The organism is Sellimonas catena (assembly GCF_027924685.1).
Classification (GTDB): Bacteria; Bacillota; Clostridia; order Lachnospirales; family Lachnospiraceae; genus Sellimonas; species Sellimonas catena.
Window position 1 is genome coordinate 1 of record NZ_BSBO01000007.1, and the last position, 18,260, is coordinate 18,260.

An 18,260-nucleotide genomic window follows, 5' to 3' on the forward strand; every position below is an offset into this window, starting at 1 on the left:
TTATGAAGATTGGTGTGTGTGGTAACTCAACAATACAACATAAATACAAAAACTGCTACTTTTTTTGGAAAAAAGTGATGGAAATGCGTACCTTGCACTAGCCGTCGCGCTAGCGACTTGGTACAATGACTTTATCAAAACCGTTACCGTATCAGAAAGAAATGAAAAAGGAGGGACAGTCCTATGGATGAACGTTTAACCAATCTGCGTTCCGGGAAGAATCCGAAGGCGCGGATCAAGATTCTGAAAGGTCATTTTGCCACAAGTAATTCTCATATCAATACCTATATCGATATGTCCACAGTCAAAACAAGACACCACAATGCGCGGGAGACAGCCAGGGTTCTGGCGGGGGAATACACGCATACGTACATTGACACGATCGTATGCCTGGATGAAACGGAAGTGATCGGTACATTTATGGCAGAGATTCTGGCGGACGAGACAAATATGTCCATGAGCCACGACAACAATATTTCTGTTGTGACGCCGGAGTTTGATACGATGGGACAGATTTTGTTCCGTGATAATAAGATCCGGATGATTGAAAACAAGCAGGTACTGATTCTGGCGGCTTCGATTACAACAGGAAAGACGATCTTAAAGGCAGCGGAGTCTGTACTGTATTACGGCGGGAAGGTGTGCGGCGTTGCAGGAATTTTCAGTGCTGTGTCCAGGATCGCGGATATGGAAGTGAAATCTATTTTTACTAGCGCGGATCTGCCGGACTACAAAGCATACACTCCGCAGAGCTGCCCGATGTGCAGGGAAGGAAAGCGTGTTGAGGCGCTGGTAAACAGTTACGGATATTCCAAATTATAACAAAGAGTTCCGCTTGCGGAACTCTCGCGCCGGGCGCGGTCGCTTTAGCGGCAAACTTCTGCTTTGCGCGAGTGCGCATTCTGCGGAGCATTTTTATTTAACAGTTTTCTGTCAAATAAGAAAAAACGGCAGTTACCCGGGTGAGGAGGACTGCCGTTTTTGACGCAGTGAGAAAGAAAGTGCTCAGATCATGAAAAAAATGTTGAAAGAAGGCAGAATGTCGGTTATAATACAAAACAGCGATGAACGCTGGCGCGGAAATGACAAAGAAAGAATGAGCATAAGGGAGTAGTTGGCACTTTCGGTGTGACAAAGTCAACATATTGGAGCGATCCTGGCTTTGTATGAAACAACGAGACTTATCTGTATCAGAAGATGATATGGGTAGGACTCGATTTTTTTTTGCTCTTTTTACGGAAGTTCTGCGCAGATTTTAAGGGAAGAAAAAACAACCAGGAGGAAAAAGAAATGGGATTTTTGGAACTGTTTTTCATAGCAGTGGGCCTTGCCATGGACGCATTTGCAGTATCCATCTGTAAAGGACTGTCTGTGGGAGTGGCAAAACCGAAATACATATTGTGTGTAGGACTTTATTTCGGAGGCTTTCAGGCATTGATGCCGACCATCGGATATTTTGTAGGTGTGAATTTTAAGGGAGCTATTCAGAGTGTGGATCACTGGATCGCATTTATTCTGCTGGCCATCATCGGAGGAAATATGATCCGGGAGTCCAGAGGAGAAGAGGAATGCGTGGGTGCACGGTTTGACGTGAAGGAAATGACTGCGCTGGCAGTGGCGACCAGTATCGATGCTCTGGCAGTCGGCGTGACATTTGCGTTTCTGGATGTCAATATTGCCCCGGCAGCAGCGTTTATCGGCTGCCTGACATTTGTGATTTCAGCAGCCGGCCTGAAAATCGGTACGGTATTCGGAACAAAATACAGAAATAAAGCGGAATGTTTCGGCGGAATTGTCCTGATTCTGATCGGACTCAAAATTCTTCTGGAGCATCTTGGCATATTTTAGCATTGTAAAAGAGGGCAAAACGAAGTAAAATAAAAGAAGTATTTTGACATGGAACGGGGTTTGACAATGAATGAAAAACAATTTCAAGACCAGAAAATTGTCCTGATTGACGGACACAGTATTCTGAACAGGGCATTTTACGGACTTCCGGATCTGACCAATGCCGAAGGACTTCATACGAATGCAGTTTATGGATTTTTAAATATTCTTTTTAAAATACTCGAGGAGGAAAAGCCGGAATATCTGACGGTTGCCTTTGATGTTCATGCGCCGACATTCCGGCATGAGATGTACAAGGAGTATAAAGGCACGAGAAAGCCGATGGCGGAAGAGCTCCGGCAGCAGGTTCCGGTGATCAAAGAGGTTCTGAAAGCGATGGGGATCCGACTGATTGAACAGGCAGGACTCGAGGCGGACGACCTGATCGGGACACTTTCCAGACGCTGCGAGGAGGCGGGCATGCAGGTCGTTGTCCTTTCCGGAGACCGGGATTTTCTTCAGCTTGCCACAAAGAAAGTAAAAATCCGTATCCCGAAGACGAAGCAGGGACGGACTGAAGTGGAAGATTATCTGGAAGAGGATGTAAAAGAAAAGTACCAGGTGACGCCGAAAGAGTTTATCGATGTCAAGGCGCTGATGGGAGATACTTCTGACAATATTCCGGGCGTTCCGAGCATCGGAGAGAAGACAGCGACGAAGATTATCGTGGAGTATCAGACGATCGAGAATGCATATGCCCATGTGGACGAACTTAAGCCTCCGAGGGCGGCAAAAGCATTGAAAGAGCATTACGATCTGGCACAGATGAGCAAGGAACTTGCGACGATCAATGTCCATGCGGATTTTCCGTATGAAGTGGAAGAAGGAAAGATTGGAGAACTCTTTACTGCTGAAGCATATGAGTGGTTCCAGAAGCTGGAATTTAAAAATCTGCTTGGAAAGTTTGAGATTCAGGCTCCGGCTTCCGAAATTGAGGACAGTTTTGTGACCGTAACAGACCCTGCCGGCATGGATGCTGTATTTGAAAAGGCGGCAGGGGCCGGGACTGTAGGTGTTGTTCTGGAGCGGAATACGGAGAATGTTCTTCCGTTATTTGCCGCAATGAGCGGTATTTCCGGAGCGGTGCTTGCCTTTTCAGCAGACGGGAAGGACGAGATCGTTTCCATTCAGACCGGAAACGGGATTTCCGCGGATGCTCTTATGGAACGTCTGTCCGCTCTGACAGAAAGCCGGGCGCAGATTTCCATGTTTGACGTAAAAAAAGAACTGCCGCATGTCCGGACATGCAGACGGGAGAATTTCTTTGATGTTCATGTGGCCGCCTACCTGTTAAATCCGCTCAAGAGCTCCTATGAGCCTGACGATGTGGCAAGAGAATATCTGGATCTTACGATTGATGCGAAGCTTTCTGAAGAGAAAAAGAGCTGTTATGAGGCGTATACGATGTACCGGGCAGCAGACGTACTCCGGGAAAAGCTGAAAGAATACGGCATGGAAGCACTTTTTGATGAAATCGAGATGCCGCTTGTGTTTGCACTTTTTGATATGGAGCAGGCAGGCGTGAAAGTGGAAGCGGAAGCCCTGAAAGAATACGGACAGGATCTTGGCGTCCAGATCGAAAGACTGGAGGCGGAGATTTTTGAACTGGCAGGGGAAACCTTTAATATCAATTCTCCGAAACAGCTGGGAGTCGTTCTTTTTGAACACCTGGAGCTCCCTCATGGAAAGAAGACGAAGACAGGATATTCCACAGCGGCAGATATTCTGGAAAAGCTGGCGCCGGACTATCCGGTCGTATCGAAGATTCTGGAATACAGGCAGCTGGCAAAGCTGAAATCCACCTACGCGGACGGCCTGGTGAATTTTATTTCGGAGGATCACCGGATTCACGGTACTTTTAACCAGACTGTTACGGCGACCGGCCGGATCAGCAGTACGGAGCCGAATCTTCAGAATATCCCGATCCGGATGGAACTGGGAAGACAGATTCGGAAAGTCTTTGTGCCGGAGGAAGGATTCGTGTTTGTGGATGCGGATTATTCCCAGATTGAGCTTCGGATTCTGGCACACTGTTCGGATGATGAGGCGTTGATTCAGGCATATAAGGAAGCAAAGGACATCCACAGGACGACGGCATCCCAGGTATTCCATACACCGTTTGACGAGGTGACGGACCTGCAGAGAAGAAATGCGAAGGCGGTCAATTTCGGGATTGTCTACGGGATCAGTTCCTTTGGACTTAGTCAGGACTTGAGCATTACAAGAAAAGAAGCGGCAGAATATATTGACCGCTATTTTGAAACCTATCCGGGGGTCAAGGCATATCTGGACGGAGAAGTTGCTTTTGCAAAAGAGCACGGATATGTGACAACGATTTTTGGAAGAAGAAGACCGGTTCCGGAGCTTTCTTCCAGCAACTTCATGCAGAGAAGTTTTGGAGAACGTGTGGCAATGAATTCCCCGATTCAGGGGGCAGCGGCAGACATCATGAAGATTGCGATGATCCGTGTCAATCAGCGGCTTCGTGAGGAACAGATGGAGTCCCGCATTGTCATTCAGGTACACGATGAGCTTCTGGTAGAGGCCAGAATCGATGAAGTAGAGAAAGTTAAAGAGATACTGAAAGAAGAGATGGAACATGCCGCAGATCTGAAGGTTCCGCTGATTGCAGATATGAGCGTCGGATCAAACTGGTATGAGGCCAAATAGAGAAAAGTCAGGAATTCAGATGAAAACAATAGGAATAACAGGAGGAGTCGGGGCCGGAAAAAGCACGGTCCTCGGCTTCCTGGAGACAGACTTTCAGGCAGTTGTCTGCGAAGCGGACAAGGTGGCGCATAAGCTTCAGGAGCCTGGAGAGGTCTGCTATGAGGAAATTATAGAGAAGTTTGGATGCGGAATTCTTGACGGGGATGGAAAGATTGACCGGAAAAAGCTGGGAAACATGGTGTTTGCTGATGAAAAACAGCTTCAAAGACTGAACCGGATTGTACACCCCCGGGTCAAGGAATACATCCGAAAGAAAAAAGAGGAAGAAAAAGAGGCTGGTACGCGGATTTTTGTCGTCGAGGCAGCGCTTCTGATCGAGGATCATTATGAGGAGATCTGTGATGAACTCTGGTATATCCATACGTCGGATGAAGTCCGCAGAAAGCGGCTGAAAGAAAGCCGGGGATATACGGACGAAAGGATAGACGGAATCATGAAGAACCAGAAATCGGAAGAACAGTTCCGGAACGCATGCAGCGTAGTGATTGAAAACGGAGAGGATTTTAAAGAGACTTGCATCCAGATCAAAGAAGCGTTAGAATCGTACTAGAAACTTTGAAGGAGAAAGGAAAACATGAGAATTTGCAGTATAGCCAGCGGAAGCAGCGGAAACTGTATTTATGTAGGAGATGAACATACACACGTGCTGGTCGATACCGGGATCAGCAAGAAGCGGATCGAGGAAGGACTGAAGGATCTGGATGTGAAAGGGGACGAGCTGGACGGGATTTTTATTACCCATGAGCACGCCGACCATATTCAGGGGCTTGGAGTTTTCAGCAGAAAGTACGGCATTCCGATCTACGCCACAAAAGGAACGATCGAAGGAATCCGGAATTATAAAAGTCTTGGGAAAATGCCGGAGGGACTGCTCCATGAGATTCGCGCGGATGAGCCGTTTACTTTAAAAGAGCTGACAGTCCGGCCATTTCGGATTTCACACGATGCAAATGAACCGACAGGATACCGCTTCGAAAATGGAAAGAAAGCGGCCGCTGTTGCGACAGATCTGGGGATCTATGATGATTATACTGTGGAGAATCTGAAAAATCTGGACGCGGTTCTTCTGGAGGCCAATCATGACATACATATGCTGGAAGTCGGTGTCTACCCGTATTACCTGAAACAGCGGGTGATGGGAAACCGGGGACATCTTTCCAATGAATCTTCCGGCAGACTGCTGTGCGACATCCTGCACGATGATCTGAAATGCGTGATGCTTGGACATCTGAGCAAGGAGAATAATTATGCCGAGCTGGCCTATGAAACAGTGAAACTGGAAGTCACTCTCGGGGATAATCCATACAAAGGAGAGGACATTCCGATTATGGTTGCCAAAAGAGACACCAGATCGGATATCATTACCGTATAGGAAGAAAACAAAGAAAAGGAGAGGATGGTATGAGTCGTGTTGCCGTTTTGACGGACAGCAACAGTGGAATTACACAGGCAGAAGGGAAGGAACTTGGAATCGGAATCCTTCCGATGCCGTTTTTTATCGATGGGGAAGAATATTTTGAGGAAATTACCTTATCCCAGGAAGAATTTTACGAGCGCCTGAAAGCAAATCATGATATTAAAACTTCCCAGCCTGCGCCGGGGGATGTCATGGGATTGTGGGACAAATATCTGGAAGAGTACGATGAAATTGTCTATATTCCGATGTCCAGCGGGCTGAGCAGTTCCTGCGAGACTGCCATGATGCTGGCGGATGATTATGACGGACGTGTGCAGGTAGTCAACAACCAGAGGATTTCCGTGACGCAGCGGCAGTCTGTCAAGGACGCCATCTGGCTTGCATCCGAAGGAAAATCCGCAGCCGGGATCCGGGAAATTCTGGAAAAAAACAAATTTGAATCCAGTATTTACATTACTGTGGACACGCTGAAATATCTGAAAAAGGGCGGAAGAATCACACCGGCCGCTGCAGCAATCGGAACAGTCCTGAATCTGAAACCGGTTCTGCAGATCCAGGGAGAAAAGCTGGATGCCTATGCCAAGGTCAGAGGATGGAAACAGGCGAAGAAGACAATGCTCGACGCCATGGAAAAAGACCTGCTTCACCGTTTTGGAAATCAGCCGGTACACCTCGAAGCAGCATACACCTGCTCTGATGAGGAAGCGCAGAAGTGGAAAGAAGAGATTGAGGACAGATTTCCTCAGTATAAAGTGGAGATGGACCGCCTTTCCTTAAGTGTTGCCTGCCACATTGGACCGGGGGCGATGGCCATTGCATGTTCCAAAGTGATTACACTTTAAAATCAGAAAAAGACTCTCTTTTGAGACGGAAGATGAAAAGAAATCATCTACGCTCCCAAAGAGAGTCTCTTTTTTATACGACTATACAATCACAAGCGGATGACTGTATTCATTGCAGAACGGAGTTTTAAATTTGTTGCTGATGACAGATTCATACAGGTTGGATGCAAAAATATCCAGATGAAGCATCTGTTCGCCGCGTTCAGACAGTGCGTCCATATCGCTGAGTTTGGGAATCAGCGGAACTGACGAACGATTTTTGATCAGGGAAAGGACTTCCCTGTCTTTCCGTACGAATCCAAGCATTCTGGCATAATGAACCATCCGGTCTTCTCTTAACTGTTCAAAGAGGGAGGAACGGATTCCGAGGATGACGTGCAGAAGCGCCCGGCTGATCCTGGAATACGTCACTTCTTTTGTCTTTAACAGGTCGCAGAACTGGTCAAAATTCTGAAAGTCATTCAGATGTTTCATGATCCGGTTGGCAAGCTCTTCGGAAATATCGGCATAGTGGGTCAGGGTCCCGCGGCTTTCCTGCATCAGCTGGTATTTGACGAGCAATGAAAAATCATTGCTGTATACCGGATAGCGGATCAGGTGGGTCCGCTCAAGCAGGGAGACACATTCCGGCGGCACATGGTCTTCCAGTCTTGTCAGAACAGAGGAAAGCTTTGGCTCATCGTAAGGAGTATCCATGTCTGTCCGAAGGGAACTGCCGGAGAACAAAAGAAGTTTCCGAATAGCGGTAGCGGAGCTGAAACCGCCGTCCGTCTCCAGTGTGTCCGCATGATACCGGGAATCTTTCCGAAGAATCGTATAGGGCCGTATGGAACTTTTTAGACGGATCAAAGCCTTGATGTACTCCACCCCAAGCGTATTATTCGGACTGGAAAGAATCCGGGAAAGGGATCTGTCCTGCAGATAATCGGTCAATGCCTTTTCTCTGGCGAGAGGAAACGCAAACCCCTCTTTTAAGTAAGAACGCAGAATTGTGCGGTACTCTTCAGGCTCATCCGCAAGTACCCGCGCAATCCGGGTTAAAGAATCAATCTCTCCGCATTCGCTTCCAAAACAAAGGGAATCAACACAGCCCAGACTGTCCAGAAGCGCAACGGCACCCTGTGCAAAATACTCGGCGCTCCCGGTGGAAAAGCAGACCGGAAGCTCCAGAACAAGGGATGCCCCGGATTTCAGAGCCACTTTAGCCCTGAGATGTTTGGGCATGATGGCAGGAGCGCCTCTTTGTACAAAATTTCCGCTCATGACGACGATCACAGCGTCTGCTCCGGTCACTTCTTTTGACTTCTGTATATGATATTCGTGCCCATTGTGAAATGGATTGTATTCTGTAATTAAACCAACTATTTTCATAATTTTCTTGTAATATCCTCCTTGTTGTGATTATACTATAAAAGGAATCCGCTTGCAAAATAATATGGCGGCAGGAAAGGAGGATACACATGAACGAAACAAATCTGCTGGAGCTTTTGGATGAACGAAAATTTAAAGAACTGAAAGAAGAACTTGGGAATATGTATCCTGTCGATATTGCCGCACTGCTGGAGGAGGTAGATGAAAGGCAGATTGTTCTGATTTTCCGTCTCCTCGGCAAGGAAGAAGCGGCAGAGACCTTTACCTATATGAGCAGCGAGACAAGAGAATTCCTGATTAATGCGCTGACGGATTCCGAGCTGGAAGAAGTCATGGATGAGATGTACCTTGATGATACAGTCGACGTCCTGGAAGAAATGCCTGCCAATGTGGTAGACAGGCTTCTGATGGCGACTGATGAAGAGACGAGAAAGCAGATCAACGCGCTTTTGCAGTATCCGGAGGACAGTGCCGGAAGTGTCATGAATATCGACTACGTCAGTTTCCGGAAAGAAATGACGGTAGAAGAGGCGATTTTGAAGATCCGCCAGGTCGGTATTAACCGGGAGACGATTTATACCTGTTACGTGACAGAAAAGAAGAAGCTGATCGGATGGGTGGATATCAAAGATCTTCTGACATCCAGTGAAAGTAAGACGATTGAAGAGATTATGGATACGAACGTCCTTTACGCGCATACCCATGATGATCAGGAAGACGTAGCCAGTATGATCCGGAAGTACGGTCTTGTGGCAATCCCGATTGTGGATAACGAGATGTGCATGGTCGGTATCGTTACCGTTGACGACGCGATGATTGTCCTGCAGGAAGAAGCAACGGAAGATATCAGTATGATGGCCGGTGTCAGTCCGAACGATGACTCGTACTTCGGAACGAGCGTCTGGCGCCACGCCCTTTCCCGTATCCCGTGGCTGCTGTTTTTAATGCTTTCTGCGACGGCAAGCGGACTTTTGCTTGCCTACTATGAAAATGCCATGTCAGCCATGCCGATTCTGATTACGCTGATTCCGATGCTGATGGGAACGGGCGGAAACTGCGGCTCTCAGAGCTCCACATTGATGATCCGCGGACTTGCGGTCGGGGAAATCCGTTTTAAAGATATTTTCCGGGTGATTTTCAAAGAACTCCGGATTGCATTGATTGTCGGCGCGGTCCTTTCTGTCGCGAATGGAATCAGGATTTATATTATGTATAATGATATCAAGCTTGGTATCGTGATCGGTGTGACGATCATAGCCATTGTCTGTATGGCAAAAGTGGTGGGATGTACCCTGCCGCTGATCGCAAAGAGAATCGGACTGGATCCGGCTCTCATGGCGACACCTTTGATCTCCACGCTTCTTGACACAGGGACAATCCTTGTTTATTTTGCGATTGTCACAATGATGTTTGAATTATAAACGCTTAAAAAGGGAAATTGTACTAAAAAAGAGACAGATTATCTCTTGTATACAATTTCCCTTTACGTTATAATAGTGATATCTGAGAATATATGGAAAGGAGTCATTAAATCATGGGATTTATTGATGAAATCAAGGCAAAGGCCAAAGCAGATCTCAAGACAATTGTACTTCCGGAGACAGAAGATGCCCGGACCTATGAGGCTGCCGAGGCAATTTTAAAAGAGGGGACAGCCAGACTGGTTCTGATCGGAAGTGAAGAAGAAATCGCGAAGAATAAGGGAAGCTTCGATATCAGCGGTGCACAGATTGTAGATCCGGCAAAGAGTGAAAAGACAGAGAGCTATATTGCAAAGCTGGTGGAATTAAGACAGAAAAAAGGTATGACTGAGGAACAGGCAAGAGAGCTTCTTCTGACCAACTATCCATATTACGGAGTAATGATGGTAAAGATGGGCGACGCAGACGGAATGGTTTCCGGAGCATGCCATTCTACAGCTGACACACTTCGTCCGTGTCTGCAGATTCTCAAGACGAAACCTGGAACAAAGCTTGTATCCGCATTCTTTATCATGGTAGTACCGGACTGTGATATGGGAGAAAACGGAACATTTGTATTCGGTGACTGCGGTCTGAATCAGAATCCGACACCGGAAGAGCTTGCAGCAATCGCAATTTCCTCCGCAGAGAGCTTCAAACAGCTTGTAGGAGCAGAGCCGAGAGTGGCAATGCTTTCTCATTCCTCAAAGGGAAGTGCAAAGCATGATGATGTCACAAAAGTAGTAGAGGCGGTTAAGATCGCGAAAGAACAGGCTCCGGATCTGATGCTGGATGGAGAACTTCAGTTAGACGCGGCGATCGTTCCTTCCGTAGGAGCTTCAAAAGCTCCGGACAGCCCGGTTGCAGGAAAGGCAAATGTCCTGATCTTCCCTGACCTGGATGCAGGAAATATCGGTTATAAGTTAGTGCAGAGACTGGCAAAGGCAGAAGCATACGGACCAATGACTCAGGGAATCGCGGCTCCTGTAAATGACCTTTCCAGAGGATGCAGCGCCAAAGATATCGAAGGTGTTGTTGCAATTACAGCAGTGCAGTGCCAGTCAAAATAGAAAGGAAGAAAAGAAAAATGAAAATTTTAGTTATTAACTGCGGAAGCTCTTCATTAAAATACCAGCTCATCGATATGGAAAATGAGAGTGTTCTTGCAAAAGGACTTTGCGAGAGAATCGGGATCGACGGATCCAAACTGACACACAAACCGACAGGAAAAGAAAACTACAGTGTAGAGACTCCGATGGAAGACCACAAAGTGGCTGTACAGCTTGTGCTGGACGCTCTGATGGACAAAGAACACGGTGTTATCGAAAGCACAGATGATATCACAGCAATCGGACACCGCGTACTGCATGCCGGAACGATCTACAGCGACGCAACTTTGATCAACGATGATGTTAAGAAAGTTATCCGTGACTGCTTTGACCTTGGACCGCTCCACAATCCGGCAAACCTGATCGGAATCGAAGCATGTGAAGCAGCAATGCCGGGCAAACCGAACGTTGCAGTATTCGATACCGCTTTCGGTATGAAGATCCCGGAAAAAGCGGCAATGTACGCAATTCCATATGAATATTATGAGAAATACAGCATCAGAAGATACGGTTTCCATGGTACAAGCCATATGTTCGTATCCGGCGAGACACTGAAATGCCTCGGAAAAGACGATGCAAAAGTAATCGTATGCCACCTTGGAAACGGAGCCAGCATCTCAGCTTCCATCGGCGGAAAATGCGTTGATACAAGTATGGGTCTGACACCCCTTGAAGGACTGATCATGGGAACAAGAAGCGGTGACCTTGATCCGGCTGTCCTGCAGTTTATCTGCAACCATGAGAATATCGATATCAACGAAATGCTCAACATCCTGAACAAGAAATCCGGTGTTCTCGGAATGAGCGGTGTATCTTCCGATTTCCGTGATGTAAGAGCAGCAGCAGACGAAGGAAATGAACGTGCGATCATGGCACTTGACGCTTACAGATACCGTGTGGCAAAATATATCGGTTCCTACACAGCTGCAATGAACGGTGTAGATGCAATCACATTTACTGCAGGTGTAGGCGAAAACGATACTCAGATGAGAGAAGAAATCTGTGAATACCTTGGATACCTTGGTGTGAAGATTGATAAAGAAAAGAACGCTCAGGCGCGCGGAGTGGCATCCGAGATTTCTACGGAAGACTCCAAAGTCAAAGTATATGTCATCCCGACAAACGAAGAGCTTGCGATTGCACGTGAGACAAAAGCACTGGTTTAATCTCCTCAGACAGTAAAAAAACTGTTGACAAAATGAAATGACATGATATAATAGTCAAGGTATGAATAGGAGCAATGAATATGCTGTTAAACCTATCCGATGTACTGTCCGAACAGCACAAACCGATTGATGCCGTCCTTCCGCTTGAGATGGAGGCGATGAAACTGCCAGGCGGTCCTTTCCCTCTTGTGGAGAAGAGCAGCGTGCAGATTCATATTGAGCATGTAAAAGGAAAAGAGATTTCTGTCTCCGGTTCCTGCAGTCTGACTGCAGTGATTCCGTGCGACCGTTGTCTCAGTCCGGTGAAAGTTCCGATGGAGATTTCTTTTGAGAGACATGCCGTTGTCGGTGGAGAGACTGCAGAGACAGACGAAGAATCAGATTATATTGACGGATATCATCTTGACGTCGACAAATTACTCTATTATGAGATTTTGATAGGATGGCCGACAAAAACCCTGTGCAGGGAAGACTGCAAAGGACTTTGCAGTGTATGTGGTCAGAACCTAAACGAGGGTACCTGCGATTGTGAAGATCCGGGTCTTGATCCAAGAATGTCAGTTATCCGCGATCTGTTTAAGAATTTTAAGGAGGTGTAACCGATGTCAATTTGTCCAAAGAATAAAACTTCTAAAGCAAGACGCGACAAGAGAAGAGCAAACTGGAAAATGAGCGCTCCGAATCTTGTAAAATGCAGCAAATGCGGCGCACTTATGATGCCTCACAGAGTTTGCAAAGCTTGCGGAAGCTATAACAAGAAAGAAATCATTTCCGTAGAAGACTAATGGAAATACCGAAAAACGGGGATTTGCAAATATGCAGATCCCTTTTTTCATGCCGGTTTACCACATAATTACCACAAATTTGCCGTAATTTATGGTGAAAAAAGAGCAACTATGTTAAGATAAAAAGAAACCAACCGGAAAAGAGGCTGATATACGATGTGGAATATGGAAAAAGTAACTTTGGTGACAAACAACGATAGAGTGTACCGAAAATATAAAGATGACATGGAAGTCATTCTTCTGGACTCTTACAGAGACGTACTGATCAAGGTAAGAGACCTTGTGTATGACCGGCATATCCTTCTGACCCACCCTCAGGCGTCCAGCCTGAAGCCGAACCAGACGCCGTTCCGTTCGGTTATGGTATACCCGAAAGGGGAGGAAGATAATACGAAAGATATCATGCTGATTGAAAAATGCATTGAAACATACGAACAGTGGCAGGAAATTGCCCCGACACCGGACCACTATCAGAAAAACGTAGAAGAAGACTTTAAGACCATCGACCTTTCGGTAATTGAAAATATCGTTCCGAGACTGATGTAAGGGAATTGGTATATGAAGAGGAATGAAAAGTACTTTAAAGGACTGACAAGACGGGATTATATTGCGAAAGCGAATGAGATTATTCATCAGGAGGGGATCGGCGCGGTGACGATCCGGCGGATTGCAAAGGAGATGGACTGTTCTACGGCAAGTCTGTACCGCTATTTTGACAGCAGGGATGAACTGTTATACTATGCAGAGCTTGGGGAGCTGAACTATTATATCCAGCGTCTGAACGCGGCGGAGAAGCACTGGAAAAATGTGTGGGATATCTATGTTGGGGTATGGTACTGCTATTCCATGGAGGCATTCCGGAAGCCTGAGGCATATAATCTTCTCTTTTTCGAAAATAACAATAACAAGCTGCGTGTTTCCATCAGAGAGTATTATAAGATGTTTCCGGAAAACCTGATGCTCTCCAACAGGGTCTTCCACGAGATGCTTCAGACAGGGGACTTCATGGGGCGTGATTTTGAAATGTGCAGAAAGTGTATCCGTTCCAATGCGATTGGATACGATAATGCGGTATCGTTGAACCGGATGGTCTGCCTTCTGTTCAAAGGATATTTCAAGACGGTCTGTGACGATGGAATTGAGGAAAAGGATGTAAACGGAAGGGTAAGACTCTTTATTCGTGATATTGAAAAGCTGGTTCGAATGTTTGCGAAAGACTTGAAAGGATATAAGGAATATCAAATTCAATAAGGGGCGTCTTCAGACGGGAAAACTGTCTGAAGGCGTCTTTTTTTGGTGGAAATGCTGAACTTATAGAACTTATCGAAAAAATGTATAGAAAGATTGAATAAAAAACTTGATAATTGTAAGACAAAATCATATAATAGGGATAAAGAACAAGAAAAAAGATAACAAAGTTTTTTTTTGACTTAAAGTTATCGCGATTACAAAGAAGGAGGGATTTACCTATGAAATTGGAATTAGGGAAGATTAAGATCGACGATATCCAATTTGCAGAAAAGACATATGTGAAAGACCATGTGCTCTATGTCAATAAGGAAGAAGTGGAAGCGCTTGTTCTGGAAGATGACAAATTGATCGGCTGCAGCCTTGACATCGCCCGTCCGGGTGACAGCACACGTATTACACCGGTGAAGGATGTAATCGAACCTAGAGTAAAAGTATCAGGCGGAGAGATTTTCCCTGGAGTTGTAGGGAAAGTAACACCGACAGTAGGCGAAGGAAGAACACATGCGCTGGACGGATGCTGCGTAGTTACCGTTGGACGGATTGTTGGTTTCCAGGAAGGTGTTATCGACATGAGCGGACCGGCAGCAGATTACTGTCCGTTTTCCAAGACTGTAAATCTCTGTGTTGTAATCGAACCTCAGGAAGGGCTTGAGACCCACGTATATGAAAAAGCGGGAAGAATGGCAGGACTGAAAGTTGCAGCTTACCTTGGAGAAGCAGGAAGAAACATTGAACCGGATACACTGGAAACATATGAGACGAAGCCGATTTTTGAGCAGGCCGCAATGTATCCTGATCTTCCGAAAGTAGGATATATCCACATGCTTCAGTCACAGGGACTCCTCCACGATACATATTACTATGGAGTTGACGCAAAACAGTTCGTACCGACATTCATGTATCCGACAGAAATCATGGACGGCGCGATCGTATCCGGAAACTGTGTAGCTCCGTGTGACAAGGTTACGACCTATCACCACTTCCACAACCCGGTTATCGAGGACTGCTATAAGCATCACGGAAAAGACATCAACTTTATGGGTGTCATCCTTACGAATGAAAACGTATTCCTTGCTGATAAAGAGAGACATTCTGACATGGTTGCAAAATTGGCAGAATGGATGGGACTTGATGGCGTACTGATCACAGAGGAAGGATACGGAAATCCGGATACCGACCTGATGATGAACTGCCGTAAAGTAGAACGCAAAGGCGTGAAAGTAGTTCTGATCACAGACGAATTCCCGGGAAAAGACGGAAAATCCCAGTCTCTGGCAGATACATGCGATGAGGCGGATGCACTTTCCTCCTGTGGACAGGGAAATGCGACATTACAGTTCCCGGCTATGGACAAAGTGATCGGTACTATGGATTACATCGAAAGCCAGATCGGCGGATGGGCAGGATGTGTCAATGAAGACGGTTCCTTTGAGGCAGAGCTTCAGATCATCATTGCATCTACGATCGCAAACGGCTTTAACCACCTTGCAGCAAGGGGATATTAAGATTTGGAAGGAGGATCCAAAATGGCAAAATATAAAATTGTTCATTATATTAACCAGTTCTTTGCCGGTATCGGCGGTGAGGAAAAGGCAGATTACAAACCGGAAGTAAGAGAAGAGGCTCTTGGACCAGGAGCAGCTCTTGCACAGGCTCTTGGTGAAGATTATGAAATCGTAGCTACAGTAATCTGCGGTGACAACTATTTCGGAGAAAATCTGGATGAAGCAACCGATACGATTATCGACATGGTAAAGAAATATGAACCGGACGTCTTCTTTGCAGGACCGGCATTCAACGCAGGACGTTACGGCGTTGCATGTGGAACGATCTGTAAAGCAGTGGAAGAAAGACTCGGTATTCCGGTGCTGACAGCAGCCTATGAGGAGAACCCTGGTGTTGATATGTTCCGCAAGGACGTGATCACAGTAAAGACAGGAAACTCCGCAGCTACAATGAGAAAAGTACTTCCGTCCATCGTAAATCTGATCAAGAAGATGGCAACAGGCGAAGAGATTCTTGGACCGAATGAAGAAAATTATCACGAAAGAGGAATCCGTGTCAACTACTTCGCGGAAGAAAGAGGATCCGAACGTGCCATCAAGATGCTTGTAAAGAAGATGAAAGGCGAGCCGTTTGAGACAGACCTTCCGATGCCGAAATTTGACAGGGTACCGCCTGCACCGGCAATCAAGGATATCAAACATGCGAAGATCGCGGTTGTTACTTCCGGTGGTGTTGTTCCGGTTGGAAACCCGGATCATATCGAATCTTCCAATGCAACGAAGTTCGGAATCTACTCCATCGAAGGAAAAGATTCTATGAGCCCGGAAGAGTTTACAACAATCCATGGTGGATATGACCGTCAGTTCGTTATGGCAAATCCGAACCTGGTAGTTCCGCTTGATGTACTTCGTGAAATGGAAAGAGACGGAGAGTTCGGTGAACTCGTAAACTTCTTCTGTACAACAACAGGTACAGGAACTGCGACAGGATCTGCAGCAAAATTTGGTGATGAGATCGGTAAGATCCTCACAGAACAGGAGCATGTTGACGGGGTTATCCTCGTCAGCACATGAGGTACCTGTACTCGTTGCGGTGCAACGATGGTTAAAGGAATCGAAAAATATGGGGTTCCGGTAGTACATATGGCAACGGTAGTTCCGATTTCCCTTACAATCGGCGCCAACAGAATTATCCCAGGTGTTGGTATTCCGTATCCGCTTGGTGATCCAACCCAGGGCGAAGTGGATTCCAAGAAGATCCGTAAGAGAATGGTACGCCGGGCGCTCAAAGCACTTCAAACTGAAGTAACCGAGCAGACCGTATTTGAAAAAGACAATTTCTAAAGAAAGATAACTAAAAAATAATAACAGAATCCGGGTACAGTACAGATCTGTACTGTACCCGTTTTTTAATTTTTGATGGATAGGAGGGGACTCTATGGGCAAAGAGAACGGCGCAGTGAACTGGAAGAGAGTTCTGATTCTGGCAGGAGCGGTAATCGCGTTTACCATCGGATCCGGATTTGCGACAGGCCAGGAGATCATTCAATACTATACAGCATATGGCTGGCAGTCAATTCTGGTTATTCTTGGCTTTGCGGTCATGTTTCTGTATTACAATTTTAACTTTGCGAAAGCAGGCGCTGAACAGAGGTTTGAACACGGAAATGATGTTTACAAATATTTTTGCGGAAAATATGTAGGAACATTTTGTGACTATTATTCTACGATTTTCTGCTATATGTCATTTTGGGTTATGATCGGCGGTGCGGCATCTACATTGAATCAGGAGTACGGACTTCCGAACTGGGCAGGTGCAGTCATCCTTACAATCCTTACGACAATTACAGTAGTCGGCGGACTGAATTCTCTCGTTGATGCCATTGGTGTCGTAGGGCCGATTATCGTTGTACTTTGTATTTTTATCGGTCTTGTTACGGTGATTCAGGATGCAGGCAATATTCCGGCAGGACTGGAAGTTATCCGGACAGGTGCCTATGCAGGAGCAGCAGAGGGAGAAACGATCAAAAATGCAGGTGCGAACTGGTTTATTTCAGCAGCTTCCTATGCAGGATTTGTTCTTCTGTGGTTTGCAAGTTTTACGGCAGCGCTGGGATCCAAGAACAAGAAAAAAGATCTTAACTATGGTATCGTAGGCGGCACGGTTGCTGTGTGTGTTGCAATTGCTTTGATCTCTTTCGGCCAGATTGCCAATATCAATACTCCGCTTGAGGACGGAAGCGCTTATGTATGGAATGCAGATATTCCGAACCTGATTCTTGCCATGAAGATCTGGAAACCGTTTTCTGCTATTTTTGCAATTGTTGTATTTGCAGGTATTTATACGACAGCTGTTCCGCTGCTCTATAATCCGGCATCCCGTTTCGCAAAAGAAGGAACTTCCCGTTTTAAAATTTTGACAGTTGTTCTTGCGGTTGTAGGGCTGATCGTCGGGCTGTTCCTTCCATTCAGAACACTCGTTAATGTTATTTATGTTCTGAATGGTTATGTCGGAGCAGTGTTAATTCTGTTTATGATTAAGAAAAATATTACAGATTTCCTTGCTAAAAGGAAAAAAGCATAGCTATTTGCAGAAAATATCTGTCTGTAAAAAACAGCAATCGAAACGGTTGCTGTTTTTTGTGTGGAGTGCGGGCAGACTCAACCACAATTGTAAGAAATTTGTAAAAGAAGAGGAATTCTTTTAGAAAAGGGATGAAAAATCGATTATTATTTG

The 18,260-nt window shown here is 46.0% G+C and carries 17 protein-coding genes; 16 read left to right on the top strand and 1 reads right to left on the bottom strand.

The features are described from left to right. The first annotated feature begins 183 nt into the window (after positions 1-183). From Selli1_RS04485 to Selli1_RS04510, 6 genes are all read left to right on the top strand, one after another. Positions 184-822 carry a phosphoribosyltransferase gene (locus Selli1_RS04485; RefSeq protein ID WP_087252051.1) on the top strand — a complete coding sequence of 213 codons (639 nt, stop codon included), beginning with the start codon at positions 184-186 and terminating at the stop codon, positions 820-822. Between the two features lie 468 nt (positions 823-1,290). Further along, positions 1,291-1,848: a manganese efflux pump MntP gene (locus tag Selli1_RS04490; protein ID WP_087168042.1), complete on the top strand. Its 558-nt coding sequence runs from the start codon at positions 1,291-1,293 to the stop codon at positions 1,846-1,848. Between the two features lie 48 nt (positions 1,849-1,896). Continuing rightward, entirely contained in the window at positions 1,897-4,557 is a 2,661-nt protein-coding gene (polA, locus tag Selli1_RS04495; RefSeq protein ID WP_281872403.1) for a DNA polymerase I, read from the top strand. Positions 4,558-4,576: 19 nt separating this feature from the next. Continuing rightward, positions 4,577-5,167, top strand: a complete 591-nt coding sequence (coaE, locus tag Selli1_RS04500; protein WP_281872404.1) for a dephospho-CoA kinase — start codon at positions 4,577-4,579, stop codon at positions 5,165-5,167. A 24-nt stretch (positions 5,168-5,191) separates the two neighbouring features. Further along, the gene (locus tag Selli1_RS04505) at positions 5,192-5,989 is read left to right on the top strand and encodes an MBL fold metallo-hydrolase (RefSeq protein ID WP_087252049.1); all 798 of its coding nucleotides are present in this window, start codon (positions 5,192-5,194) and stop codon (positions 5,987-5,989) included. 29 nt (positions 5,990-6,018) lie between these two features. After that, entirely contained in the window at positions 6,019-6,876 is an 858-nt protein-coding gene (locus tag Selli1_RS04510) for a DegV family protein (protein ID WP_087168039.1), read from the top strand. Between the two features lie 81 nt (positions 6,877-6,957). Here the strand turns inward: Selli1_RS04510 and Selli1_RS04515 are convergent, their stop codons facing one another. Beyond that, a complete protein-coding gene (locus Selli1_RS04515; RefSeq protein WP_138373082.1) occupies positions 6,958-8,247 on the bottom strand; it encodes a nucleotidyltransferase in 1,290 nt (429 codons plus the stop codon). 89 nt (positions 8,248-8,336) lie between these two features. Between Selli1_RS04515 and mgtE the strand changes: the two genes are divergently transcribed. From mgtE to Selli1_RS04565, 10 genes are all read left to right on the top strand, one after another. Continuing rightward, on the top strand, positions 8,337-9,668 hold the full coding sequence (mgtE, locus tag Selli1_RS04520; protein WP_087168037.1) for a magnesium transporter: 1,332 nt from the start codon (positions 8,337-8,339) through the stop codon (positions 9,666-9,668). A 113-nt stretch (positions 9,669-9,781) separates the two neighbouring features. Continuing rightward, on the top strand, positions 9,782-10,777 hold the full coding sequence (gene pta / locus Selli1_RS04525; protein ID WP_087168036.1) for a phosphate acetyltransferase: 996 nt from the start codon (positions 9,782-9,784) through the stop codon (positions 10,775-10,777). Between the two features lie 17 nt (positions 10,778-10,794). After that, complete coding sequence (locus Selli1_RS04530) at positions 10,795-11,982, top strand: acetate kinase (protein WP_087168035.1); 1,188 nt, start codon at positions 10,795-10,797, stop codon at positions 11,980-11,982. A gap of 80 nt (positions 11,983-12,062) precedes the next feature. After that, entirely contained in the window at positions 12,063-12,581 is a 519-nt protein-coding gene (locus tag Selli1_RS04535) for a YceD family protein (protein WP_087168034.1), read from the top strand. Between the two features lie 3 nt (positions 12,582-12,584). Beyond that, a complete protein-coding gene (rpmF, locus tag Selli1_RS04540; RefSeq protein WP_087168033.1) occupies positions 12,585-12,767 on the top strand; it encodes a 50S ribosomal protein L32 in 183 nt (60 codons plus the stop codon). Between the two features lie 156 nt (positions 12,768-12,923). Then, complete coding sequence (locus Selli1_RS04545; RefSeq protein WP_191427200.1) at positions 12,924-13,313, top strand: GrdX family protein; 390 nt, start codon at positions 12,924-12,926, stop codon at positions 13,311-13,313. A 12-nt stretch (positions 13,314-13,325) separates the two neighbouring features. Next, positions 13,326-14,018 carry a TetR/AcrR family transcriptional regulator gene (locus Selli1_RS04550; protein WP_204863892.1) on the top strand — a complete coding sequence of 231 codons (693 nt, stop codon included), beginning with the start codon at positions 13,326-13,328 and terminating at the stop codon, positions 14,016-14,018. A 218-nt stretch (positions 14,019-14,236) separates the two neighbouring features. Continuing rightward, entirely contained in the window at positions 14,237-15,523 is a 1,287-nt protein-coding gene (gene grdG / locus Selli1_RS04555; protein ID WP_087168030.1) for a sarcosine reductase complex component B subunit alpha, read from the top strand. Positions 15,524-15,544: 21 nt separating this feature from the next. Further along, a complete protein-coding gene (gene grdF / locus Selli1_RS04560) occupies positions 15,545-16,867 on the top strand; it encodes a sarcosine reductase complex component B subunit beta (RefSeq protein ID WP_087168029.1) in 1,323 nt (440 codons plus the stop codon). A 94-nt stretch (positions 16,868-16,961) separates the two neighbouring features. Further along, on the top strand, positions 16,962-18,107 hold the full coding sequence (locus Selli1_RS04565) for a YkvI family membrane protein (protein WP_191434508.1): 1,146 nt from the start codon (positions 16,962-16,964) through the stop codon (positions 18,105-18,107). Positions 18,108-18,260 lie beyond the last annotated feature (153 nt).

Coding starts and splice junctions, on each gene's coding strand:
- Selli1_RS04485 (WP_087252051.1), top strand. CDS start 184: ATGGATGAACGTTTAACCAATCTGCGTTCCGGGAAGAATCCGAAGGCG.
- Selli1_RS04490 (WP_087168042.1), top strand. CDS start 1,291: ATGGGATTTTTGGAACTGTTTTTCATAGCAGTGGGCCTTGCCATGGAC.
- polA (WP_281872403.1), top strand. CDS start 1,897: ATGGAACGGGGTTTGACAATGAATGAAAAACAATTTCAAGACCAGAAA.
- coaE (WP_281872404.1), top strand. CDS start 4,577: ATGAAAACAATAGGAATAACAGGAGGAGTCGGGGCCGGAAAAAGCACG.
- Selli1_RS04505 (WP_087252049.1), top strand. CDS start 5,192: ATGAGAATTTGCAGTATAGCCAGCGGAAGCAGCGGAAACTGTATTTAT.
- Selli1_RS04510 (WP_087168039.1), top strand. CDS start 6,019: ATGAGTCGTGTTGCCGTTTTGACGGACAGCAACAGTGGAATTACACAG.
- Selli1_RS04515 (WP_138373082.1), bottom strand. CDS start 8,247: ATGAAAATAGTTGGTTTAATTACAGAATACAATCCATTTCACAATGGG.
- mgtE (WP_087168037.1), top strand. CDS start 8,337: ATGAACGAAACAAATCTGCTGGAGCTTTTGGATGAACGAAAATTTAAA.
- pta (WP_087168036.1), top strand. CDS start 9,782: ATGGGATTTATTGATGAAATCAAGGCAAAGGCCAAAGCAGATCTCAAG.
- Selli1_RS04530 (WP_087168035.1), top strand. CDS start 10,795: ATGAAAATTTTAGTTATTAACTGCGGAAGCTCTTCATTAAAATACCAG.
- Selli1_RS04535 (WP_087168034.1), top strand. CDS start 12,063: ATGCTGTTAAACCTATCCGATGTACTGTCCGAACAGCACAAACCGATT.
- rpmF (WP_087168033.1), top strand. CDS start 12,585: ATGTCAATTTGTCCAAAGAATAAAACTTCTAAAGCAAGACGCGACAAG.
- Selli1_RS04545 (WP_191427200.1), top strand. CDS start 12,924: ATGTGGAATATGGAAAAAGTAACTTTGGTGACAAACAACGATAGAGTG.
- Selli1_RS04550 (WP_204863892.1), top strand. CDS start 13,326: ATGAAGAGGAATGAAAAGTACTTTAAAGGACTGACAAGACGGGATTAT.
- grdG (WP_087168030.1), top strand. CDS start 14,237: ATGAAATTGGAATTAGGGAAGATTAAGATCGACGATATCCAATTTGCA.
- Selli1_RS04565 (WP_191434508.1), top strand. CDS start 16,962: ATGGGCAAAGAGAACGGCGCAGTGAACTGGAAGAGAGTTCTGATTCTG.